This window comes from Paraburkholderia sp. UYCP14C (assembly GCF_004197395.1).
Lineage (GTDB): Bacteria > Pseudomonadota > Gammaproteobacteria > Burkholderiales > Burkholderiaceae > Paraburkholderia.
Genome location: NZ_SELS01000128.1, coordinates 1 through 9,085 on the forward strand (window position 1 = coordinate 1; position 9,085 = coordinate 9,085).

General features: G+C 58.7%; 9 protein-coding genes and 1 pseudogene. 8 read left to right on the forward strand and 2 right to left on the reverse strand.

Translation table 11 applies throughout. The annotated features are described in order from the left end of the window. Positions 1-443, forward strand: a 443-nt coding sequence (locus tag EVC45_RS42530; protein ID WP_248295491.1) for an ABC transporter ATP-binding protein, incomplete at its 5' end; no start/stop codon positions are given. Positions 444-543: 100 nt separating this feature from the next. After that, on the forward strand, positions 544-903 hold the full coding sequence (locus EVC45_RS42535) for a RidA family protein (RefSeq protein ID WP_129964078.1): 360 nt from the start codon (positions 544-546) through the stop codon (positions 901-903). A gap of 404 nt (positions 904-1,307) precedes the next feature. Here the strand turns inward: EVC45_RS42535 and alr are convergent. Together alr and EVC45_RS42545 are read right to left on the reverse strand one after the other, a co-directional pair. Continuing rightward, a pseudogene (gene alr / locus EVC45_RS42540) lies at positions 1,308-2,378 on the reverse strand (alanine racemase). 97 nt (positions 2,379-2,475) lie between these two features. Continuing rightward, positions 2,476-3,768 carry a D-amino acid dehydrogenase gene (locus EVC45_RS42545; RefSeq protein WP_129964079.1) on the reverse strand — a complete coding sequence of 431 codons (1,293 nt, stop codon included), beginning with the start codon at positions 3,766-3,768 and terminating at the stop codon, positions 2,476-2,478. A gap of 356 nt (positions 3,769-4,124) precedes the next feature. On the opposite strand from EVC45_RS42545, the gene EVC45_RS42550 reads away from it, so the two are divergent. The 6 genes from EVC45_RS42550 to EVC45_RS42575 form a co-directional block, all read left to right on the forward strand. After that, complete coding sequence (locus EVC45_RS42550; protein ID WP_129964080.1) at positions 4,125-4,958, forward strand: transporter substrate-binding domain-containing protein; 834 nt, start codon at positions 4,125-4,127, stop codon at positions 4,956-4,958. A gap of 256 nt (positions 4,959-5,214) precedes the next feature. Next, the gene (locus EVC45_RS42555) at positions 5,215-6,048 is read left to right on the forward strand and encodes an amino acid ABC transporter ATP-binding protein (protein ID WP_129964081.1); all 834 of its coding nucleotides are present in this window, start codon (positions 5,215-5,217) and stop codon (positions 6,046-6,048) included. An 8-nt stretch (positions 6,049-6,056) separates the two neighbouring features. Further along, complete coding sequence (locus tag EVC45_RS42560; protein ID WP_129964082.1) at positions 6,057-6,728, forward strand: amino acid ABC transporter permease; 672 nt, start codon at positions 6,057-6,059, stop codon at positions 6,726-6,728. A 10-nt stretch (positions 6,729-6,738) separates the two neighbouring features. Beyond that, on the forward strand, positions 6,739-7,404 hold the full coding sequence (locus EVC45_RS42565; RefSeq protein WP_129964083.1) for an amino acid ABC transporter permease: 666 nt from the start codon (positions 6,739-6,741) through the stop codon (positions 7,402-7,404). 32 nt (positions 7,405-7,436) lie between these two features. Continuing rightward, positions 7,437-8,315: a 4-hydroxy-tetrahydrodipicolinate synthase gene (gene dapA, locus EVC45_RS42570; RefSeq protein ID WP_129964084.1), complete on the forward strand. Its 879-nt coding sequence runs from the start codon at positions 7,437-7,439 to the stop codon at positions 8,313-8,315. Between the two features lie 47 nt (positions 8,316-8,362). Beyond that, the coding region (locus EVC45_RS42575) for a proline racemase family protein (RefSeq protein ID WP_129964085.1) at positions 8,363-9,085 on the forward strand (723 nt) is incomplete at its 3' end.

Below are 9,085 nucleotides of genomic sequence, written 5' to 3' on the forward strand. Positions count from 1 at the left end.
AAGATCATGAACACAATATCCATAACGTTCGGCCCCAGGATCCCGTTTACGCGGGATCGAAATTCAACAGCCTGCTAGGTGTGATCCGGCATTTCTGCGACACAGTCTGCGTGATGTACCTCGGACGCATCATCGAGCAGGGTCCGACGGGTGAAGTGCTGGACCGGCCGCTGCATCCCTATAGCCGCATCCTGCGAGACTCCTCACCCGTGCCCGATCCGCAAGCGCGAATCAGCCTGAACAAGATTCAGGGAGAGATTCCGGCGCCGACGAATCTGCCGTCCGGGTGCACCTTCCATCCGCGATGCGCCAGAGCAAAGCCCGAATGTTCGTCGCAACTCCCTCCGCTCAAGCAGATGGGTACGTCGCGGTCTGTCGCTTGCTTCTATCCGTTGGTGGACGAAGCGAGCAGTCGGCCGCACGTATCGCATGCAGCGGCGTGATAAACGAGTCGTCGAGGCGATCGATTCGACTTCTCTTGAATAGCCATACCCCTTGGTAGGTTGGATGACGTTTAACCCCCTTTTTTAGAGGAACAGAAGTATGAGCGACATCGTTCGCATTAACACGAATGCCCGACGCAGCAGTGCCGTGGTGTACAACGGGATCGTGTTTCTTGGCGGCCAGACTGCCGAAGACCGCAGTCAGGACATTCGCGGTCAGATGCGCCAGACACTGGCGCGTATCGACAAATTTCTCGCTGAAGCTGGCACTGACAAAAGCCGCCTGCTGACCGCTCAAATCTGGCTCAAGGACATCAAGGCAGACTTCGCGGCGATGAATGAAATCTGGGATGCGTGGGTGACGCCGGGCGCGGCATCGACTCGCGCGACGGCGCAATGCGAGATGGGTGCACCAGAGGTTCTGGTGGAGATCGTCGTGAGCGCCGCGGTCGGCTCGTAGGTAATCTCCTGAACGTGTCATGCTCCTCTTCCTGGTGCCTCAGAACCTTGCCGTGGCTTGGCTCTGGCGGATGAGGTTGTTTGAAGGCTCGCGGTGTTCTGTTCGCGAAGCGCCGCCGAGGTGAAGATCGGTTACGTGCAGCCGAGGCAAGGAACAACCGTGGCACAAACTCGACAGGAGTCTTCTTCTTATCGATGAACGCCGGGGGCCCAGCGCTCCGGGCGTTCGATTCAGTGGAAATAAGTTATTTTGCAACGGCCACGCTTCCTCCGTCTGCGGTTTCGAATACCTGCCACTTTCCGCCTTGCTCCTGAAAGAGTGTCGCGTTGGCAACAGCAAAGTCCCCGTTTTTCTAGAACGCAATCTTTCCAATGGAAAGGCAGGTGCCCGTTGCGTGAGTTCCGCTAGGAACTCAACAACATCGGAACACGACGCGCCAGCGCGCACATCAGCTCGTACCCAATGGTGCCGGCCGACGACGCGACGTCATCGACTTTGACACGCTCGCCCCAGAGCTCGACCTTCGAGCCGATATGAGCATTCGGACACGGCGTCAAATCAACGGTGAGCATGTCCATCGAAACGCGGCCGATGGTGCGTGTCATGATGCCGTCGACACATATAGGTGTGCCGGTCGGAGCATGACGCGGGTAACCGTCGGCATATCCGCATGCGACAACGCCGATTCGCATGTCGCCTTCTGCTTTGTAGGCTCGGGCATAGCCCACTGTGTCGCCTGCGCGCATGGTCTGCATGCCGATGAGTTCGCTTTGCAGCGTCATGGAGGCTCGAAGCTGAACATCCCTCGTGTCTTTCGACTGCCCGGAAGGAGACGCACCGTAGAGCACGATGCCGGGCCGCACCCAGTCGCGGTGGGCATTGGGATGCCACAACGCGGCGGCTGAATTCGAAACGCTGCGCTGGCCGGGGAGGTCACGTGTTGTCTCATCGAACTGCTCAAGTTGCCAATCGACGCTGCCTTCATCAGCGTTGGCGAAGTGGGTCATGAGCGTAATGTTGCCGATGCCATCGGAAGAGCGGGCCCGGTCCCATGCTGCCCGATATTTCTCAGGAGCGAATCCGAGCCGGTTCATGCCTGAGTTCATCTTTAGATAAATGTCGATGGGGCGCTTCGGCCTGGCGGCGACAATCAATTGACGCTGCTCGTCGCAATGCATCGCGACGGTCAGCGCGAATTCCTCGGCCGTCTTCACGTCGCTCTCAGAGAGAACGCCCTCCAGAAGGAGGACTGGCTTCTTTCAGCCGAGCTCTCGAATGCGAACCGCCTCTTCGAGGTCCAGCAGTGCGATGCCGTCTGCTGCCTTGAATCCGGGGAAGACGCGCTCGATGCCGTGCCCGTACGCGTTCGCTTTTACGACGGCCCAGACCTGTGATTTCCGGGCCATTCTTTGGACAACCTGAAGGTTGTGTTCTACGGCGTCGGGATGAACATAGGCATTTATCGGACGTGGCATGGCTGTGAATCAGAAGAAAGAGGTTTGACGAGGCGTTGCTTCTGCAGCGCACTGAAAGAGCGCTCAAGCAGGTCTATGCGCTGTGATGCGTCAACGCTTAGCTGAGTGCGAAATCCGCCGGGGCAGGGGACTCTTTCTCGTAACGGAAGACGTTCAGGTCGTCGTGCTGGATAGCGGGCTCGTGGCCTGAAATCAGGTCCGCAAGAAGCTGCGCGGAACCGCACGACATGGTCCACCCCAGCGTTCCGTGGCCTGTATTCAGGAAAAGGTTCGGCAGGGCGGTGCGACCGACGATTGGCGTACCATCCGGCGTCATTGGGCGCAGTCCTGTCCAGAAGGTGGCGTCGGCCGTATCGCCGCCGCCCGGGAACAGGTCGTTGACGCACATCTCCAGCGTCTCGCGGCGGGCTTCGCGCAGACGCTTGTCGAAACCGACGATTTCAGCCATGCCGCCGACGCGGATGCGCTTGTCAAAGCGGGTGATGGCGATTTTGTAGCTCTCGTCCAGCACCGTAGAGACGGGAGCCTTCGCTTCATCAACGATAGGCGCAGTGATGGAATAGCCTTTGAGCGGATAAACCGGAATCTTGACGATTCCCGACAGGAAGTTCGTCGAGTAGGACCCGAAAGCCACCACGAAAGCATCGGCATGAATCAGTTTGGCACCGTGGCGCACGCCCACTACCTTGCCGCCTTCGACCACGAGGCCATCCACTAGCGTGTCGTAGCGGAAAGTCACCCCCGCCTGCTCGGCAAGAGCCGCAAGTCGCGTCGTGAACAATTGGCAATCGCCGGTTTCGTCGCCGGGCAAGCGCAGGCCGCCAGTCAATTTATGCGACGTAGCAGCCAGAGCGGGCTCCGCCCGAGCGAGCTCGCTTCCACTCAACAACTCGTAAGCGACATTCGCCTCTTTGAGAACAGCGATGTCCTTCGCCGCGCCGTCGAACTGTTGCTGAGTCCGGAAAACCTGAAGCGTGCCGCCGGTTCGACCTTCGTACTGGATGCCGGTCTCAGCGCGTAGTGCTTGCAGACAGTCCCGGCTGTATTCGGCGAGGCGCACCATCCGCGCTTTGTTGATGGCATAACGTTCGGCCGTGCAGTTCTGCAGCATCTGCCACATCCACTGCAGCTGGAACTGCTTGTCTGCGTCGTCTGGGCGGATCGCGAGCGGTGCGTGCTTCTGAAACATCCATTTCACGGCTTTGAGCGGCACGCCAGGCGCTGCCCACGGCGCCGCGTAGCCGGGCGAAATCTGCCCCGCGTTCGCGAAACTCGTCTCCAGCGCGGGACCTCGTTCGCGGTCGATGACGGTGACCTCGTGCCCCGCACGTGCAAGATAAAACGCGCTCGTCACACCGACGACTCCGCTCCCCAAAACGATAACTCGCATAGCGTCTGCTCCGCAGTGAGTCTCATTCACCACGTTATGCACACATAATTGTATGCAGCAATAACATGAATGCTACTGACATATAGGCAGTTGCAAAAACCATTTGTTGTTGCAATTTCAGCTCAAACCACTACGCAACGCGCGAGGTGGTTGCTCGATTCGCCCGCAAGCCTTGTTCTTACTGGCCGAGCGACATTTGAAGCAGTCGCTTCGTTCGCGGCTAGGGATAAACGCCTGGTTGACAGTCCAGATCACGCATCCTAGTCTGCGTACAACGATGCACACACAAAAGTGCGCAAGAATGTGTGGTGGTCGGGTTTAATTCAACGATTTACCGATGACTTCGGGAGGTAATTATGGTTCTGCTTGCTCGCTTCACCCGGCACGCCCTGACGTGCCTGGCTGTAACCGGTCTTCTCGCTGCCGGCATCCCCGCTCACGCCGATGACGCCAGCACCTGGCAAAGTGTCAGGAAGGCGGGTGTTCTCCGCTGCGGCGCAGCCATTGCTCCGCCCTATGTCATGCGCGACCCCAAGACGGGCGAATACAGCGGATTCTTTTCGGATCTTTGTCGCAGCTTTGGGCAGAACGTGCTCAAGGTGAAAGTCGAGTTCGTCGATACCACGTGGGACAACATCGTCGCCGGTTTGCAGTCCGACAAGTGGGATCTGTCGATGGCGTTGAATGACACGCCGGAACGCGAAAAAGCCATCTCCTTCTCCGCCCCTGCCACGGACTACAACGTCTCGTTTGCGTACAACAAGAACAATCCAAAGATTCCGAAGAATGCCCAAGCCATTGCGGATATCGACAAGCCGGAGGTAACCGTCGCTGTCATGTCAGGCTCCGCGCAGGACAAGGCGATTTCGGCGGCGCTCAAGCAGGCGCGCATCATGCGATTGCCGGGCAATGACGAAACCCGCCTCGCCCTCATGTCGAAGCGCGCCGATCTGCTGGCCGACGCCAACATCACCAATATGCTTCTGACGGAAGCGCATCCCGACTGGGCCGCAGCCATTCATCCGCAGCCGCCGCTCGCGCAACAGGAAGTCGCCTTCGGTGTGCGGAAAGAGACGTCGGCTGCTGACATCGCGGTACTCAACAAATACGTGCAGGAACAGGTCAAGTCCGGCGCAGTCGACAGTCTTATCAAGGTATCTGTCCACGCAATGCTGGTCGCAAACAAGTAGTTCCACCACCGACGTGGTCCGCGGATGAAACGCGCCGCGTCGAGCAGGTTTGCAAAAGCGCGCGTCAATCCGACTCCGATAAGTTCGAAAGCGCAATGCGACACGGAAATTGCGCAGAAATTCAACAAGGTCGAAAGATCCTCAACGCGCAGTTTTCAAGCCGTACTGGTTTCGCACGCGGCTGGCACGGCCGCCAGCCGCTGTTTCTTCGAATCACACACCACGCGCCCACGGGCGCGTTAGCTGGAGACATTCCATGCTTTCTTCGCAACCTCTGGTCAGTCAACCCGATATTCCGTCGGGCGCGCTCGAATCAGCCAACTCAACCTTCGGCGATTTCGTGCAGTTTCGAGACGTCTACAAATCCTACGGTCCGAACCTGGTCGTCATGGACCACATGAACCTCGACATGCGCGCCGACGACAGGCTGGTCATCATCGGACCGAGCGGAAGCGGCAAGAGCTCGCTGCTTCGCGTAATGATGGGTTTGGAAGGCGTCCAGAGCGGGCAGATTGGTTTCCAGGGCAAGCCCTACATTTACGGAGCCGACTCGGGCAAGTCGAAGCGCATCGATACCAGGCTGCAGAAGCAGGTCGGCATGGTGTTCCAGCACTACACGCTGTTCCCGCACCTGTCCGTCCTGGGGAACCTCATCCTCGCCCCGATGAAGGTCGGCGGCATCACCAAAGCAGAAGCGACCGAGCGGGCTCGCAAGTATCTGGCCCGGCTCGGCCTCGAAAGCAAGCTCCACGCATACCCGAGCCAGCTCTCCGGTGGCCAGAAGCAGCGCGTGGCCATCGCGCGCGCCCTGATGCTCGAGCCCAAGCTGATGCTGTTCGACGAAGTTACCTCGGCCCTCGACCCGGAGATGGTCATCGAAGTGCAGAACGTGATGCTTCAACTCGCTGAACAAAAGATGGCGATGATCATCGTGACTCACGACATGCACTTCGCGCGCGACATCGCCACTCGCGTGGTCTTCTGCGCGGGCGGAAAAATCGTCGAACAGGGCGCTCCGGCCGAAATGTTCAAGTGCCCCAAGGAAGCACGCACGCGCGAATTCCTCGAGAAAGTGCTGCATCTCGACTGAGGTCCGCTATGAACTATCACTTCGACTTCCGCTTCCTCGAGGGCAGTCTCGGCGCGCTGCTGGATGGTCTCAGAGTCACCATCGAGCTTGCCGTAGCCTCGAACGTCATGGGTCTCGTGCTCGGCTTCCTGCTCTGCCTGATGGCAATGAGCAGATGGGTCGCGGTGCGTTGGCCGGCTCAACTGTTCATCGAGTTTTTCCGCTGCACGCCGGCGCTCCTGCAAATCGTCTGGTTCTTTTACTGCATTCCGATGATGGTCGACGTCTTCATCGACCCCATCCTGATGGGTGTGCTCGCACTCGGTCTCAATCTGACCGCGTTCAACGCCGAAGCCTATCGTGCGGGCGTTCAGGCTGTTCCCAAGGAACATCTCGACGCATGCGTCGCGTTGGGCCTCAAGCCGTGGCAACGCACCCTGTATGTCGTGCTGCCTCAAGCGCTTCGCAGCGCCATGCCGGTTCTCATGACCAACGGCATCGGCAGCCTGCAGCAGAGCGCGCTGGTGGCCATCGTCGCGGTTGCTGACCTGATGTATGTCGGCAAGAGCCTCGCGACGGAAGCCTATCGGCCGCTTGAAACCTACACGGTCGTCGCGTTCATCTACTTTGCCCTGTCCCTGCCCATCGCAAAGCTCGTCCATGTGATCGAGCGGCGTCAGGACCTGGCAGTCAAGCGTTGAGGAGAATGCCATGCACCTCGATTTCTCAGCTGTTCTTCCGTACTGGCTGGTTCTGCTCAAAGGACTGGGTCTTACCGTTGCGTTTACGAGTAGCTGTGCCGTTATCGGAAGTCTCGCCGGGTTTGTGCTGAGCCTGCTTCGCATGTCGCCCAATCGCTTTCTCAAAAGCGCGACGACGCTCTACGTCGAGTTTTTCCGCGGAACACCGCTGCTCATTCAGCTGTTCTGGGTCTTCTTCTGTTTTCCGGTCGTCTTCCGGGTCGATATACCGCCCTTTGTGTCGGTTGTGATTTCCCTGACGCTGTACATGGCAGCTATTACCAGCGAGACGTTCCGAGGCGCATTGAAGTCCATTTCCGCCGAACAGCACGACGCTTGTACCGCTTTGAGCCTCACGCCCCAAGCGAAAATTCTTTATGTGATTTTTCCTCAAGCGCTGCTGCGCGCGATTCCGCCGCTGCTCTCGAACGTCGTGAGTCTGTTCAAGGAAAGTGCGCTGATCTCTTCGGTTGGCGTGGCGGACCTCATGTTCGTCGGGCAGAACATCTCGAATAGCACGGCAAAACCGGTCGAGTTTCTGACGACGGTCGCGATTATTTACTTCCTGGTGGCTTTTCCGCTTACGCGCCTCGTCGGCGTCGTCGAGTCCCGATTCCTCAGGCGCTTCGCCTACTAACCAAACCTATCCTTCTTAAAGTGGAGAAACACATGCAGATGAAAGGCATCCTGCCCGCACTGGTCACGCCGTTCAACGCTTCCGGCGCTGTCGACCACGACGTCCTGGCAAACATTCTCGAGTTTCAGCTCAAGGCGGGAGTAACCGGGTTCGTGCCGCTTGGCTCGACCGGCGAATACTATGCTCTCGCGCATGACGAGCGGCGCGCAATTCTAAAGACGGTCCTCGAGGTCGTGGGTGACCGCGGCATGCTCATCGGCGGAGCGAATGGCTCTTGCACGCGGGAAGTCATCGAGCAAACGCAACTGGTCCGCGACGCGGGCTACAAGAACGTCCTGATCGCTCCGCCGTACTACGCACTGCCATCGCAGGAAGAGCTCATCGGTCACTACGAAGCCATTCTGAAGGCGGTGCCGGACGTCGATATCATCCTCTACAACTATCCGGTTCGTACGAATGTGGAGGTGGGCTTTGGTGTGCTGGATGCGTTCAAGGACCACCCGCGCGTTATCGGCATCAAGGAAAGCAGCGGCAACCTTCTGCGTGCAATTGAAATTGGCGAGAAGTACAAGGACAACTACCAACTGTCTTGTGGCTCCGACGACCAGGCCCTCGACTTCTTCCTGTGGGGCGCAAGCAGCTGGATTTGCGGTCCGGCGAACTGCTTCGTCAAACCGGTGGTGGACTTTTACAACAAGTTCTCCGCAGGCGACATTCGCGGCGCCCAGGACGTGATGCGCTCGCTTTTCCCGGTCATGGCGACGATGGAAGCTGGCAAGTTCGTGCAGAAGGTCAAGTACGGCTGCGAACTCGCGGGTTTCAAGGTTGGCGCGGCACGCATGCCTCTGCAGCCACTGACGGAGCAGGAAAAGGCTGACTTCCGCAAAGTCTTCGAAGCCTCTCAAGCGTAACGCGGAGCCGGCGGCGCACTCCGCCGGCATCTTTTCAAGGCCTCGCAATGAGCACCCACAGCTTCAAGAGCATCGAAGGACATACCGAGGGCATGCCCGTACGCATGGTGATCGACGGCGCACCGTCGCTCACCGGCGCCACCATGGAGAAGCGACGGAAGGTCTTCGTGGAAGGCCATGATTGGATTCGTCGTGCGTTGATGCTTGAACCGCGCGGCCATGCGCACATGTCCGGGACTATCCTTTATCCGCCACTCTCCGCGGATGCGGACATGAGTCTCCTTTTCATCGAGACCTCCGGTTGCTTACCGATGTGCGGACATGCGTCCATCGGGTCCATCTCGTTCGCTCTGGAAGCGGGTCTGATTCATCCGAAGTCACCCGGCACGGTCATCGTGGATGTGCCCGCGGGAACATTGAAAGCGAAGTACCAGATGCACGGAGGTCATGTCACATCCGTCCGTTTCACGAATGTGCCAAGCTTCCTCCTTCATCGTGACATCGAGATTCAGCACCCGCATTTCGGCAAACTGGTTGTCGATATTGCATACGGCGGAAACTTCTATCCGATCGTCGAGGTGCAGGCGAACTTTCCGGGCTGTCATCACTTCTCGCCGGAGCAGTTGCTCGACTGGGGACGACAGATGCAAACCGCGGTGAATGAGACCGTCGACGTGGTTCATCCCGACCACCCGAGCATTCGCGGCGTCAAGCACACGATGTGGACGGGCGCGCCGCTATCTGACGATGCCGACGCCCGCGCGGTGGTG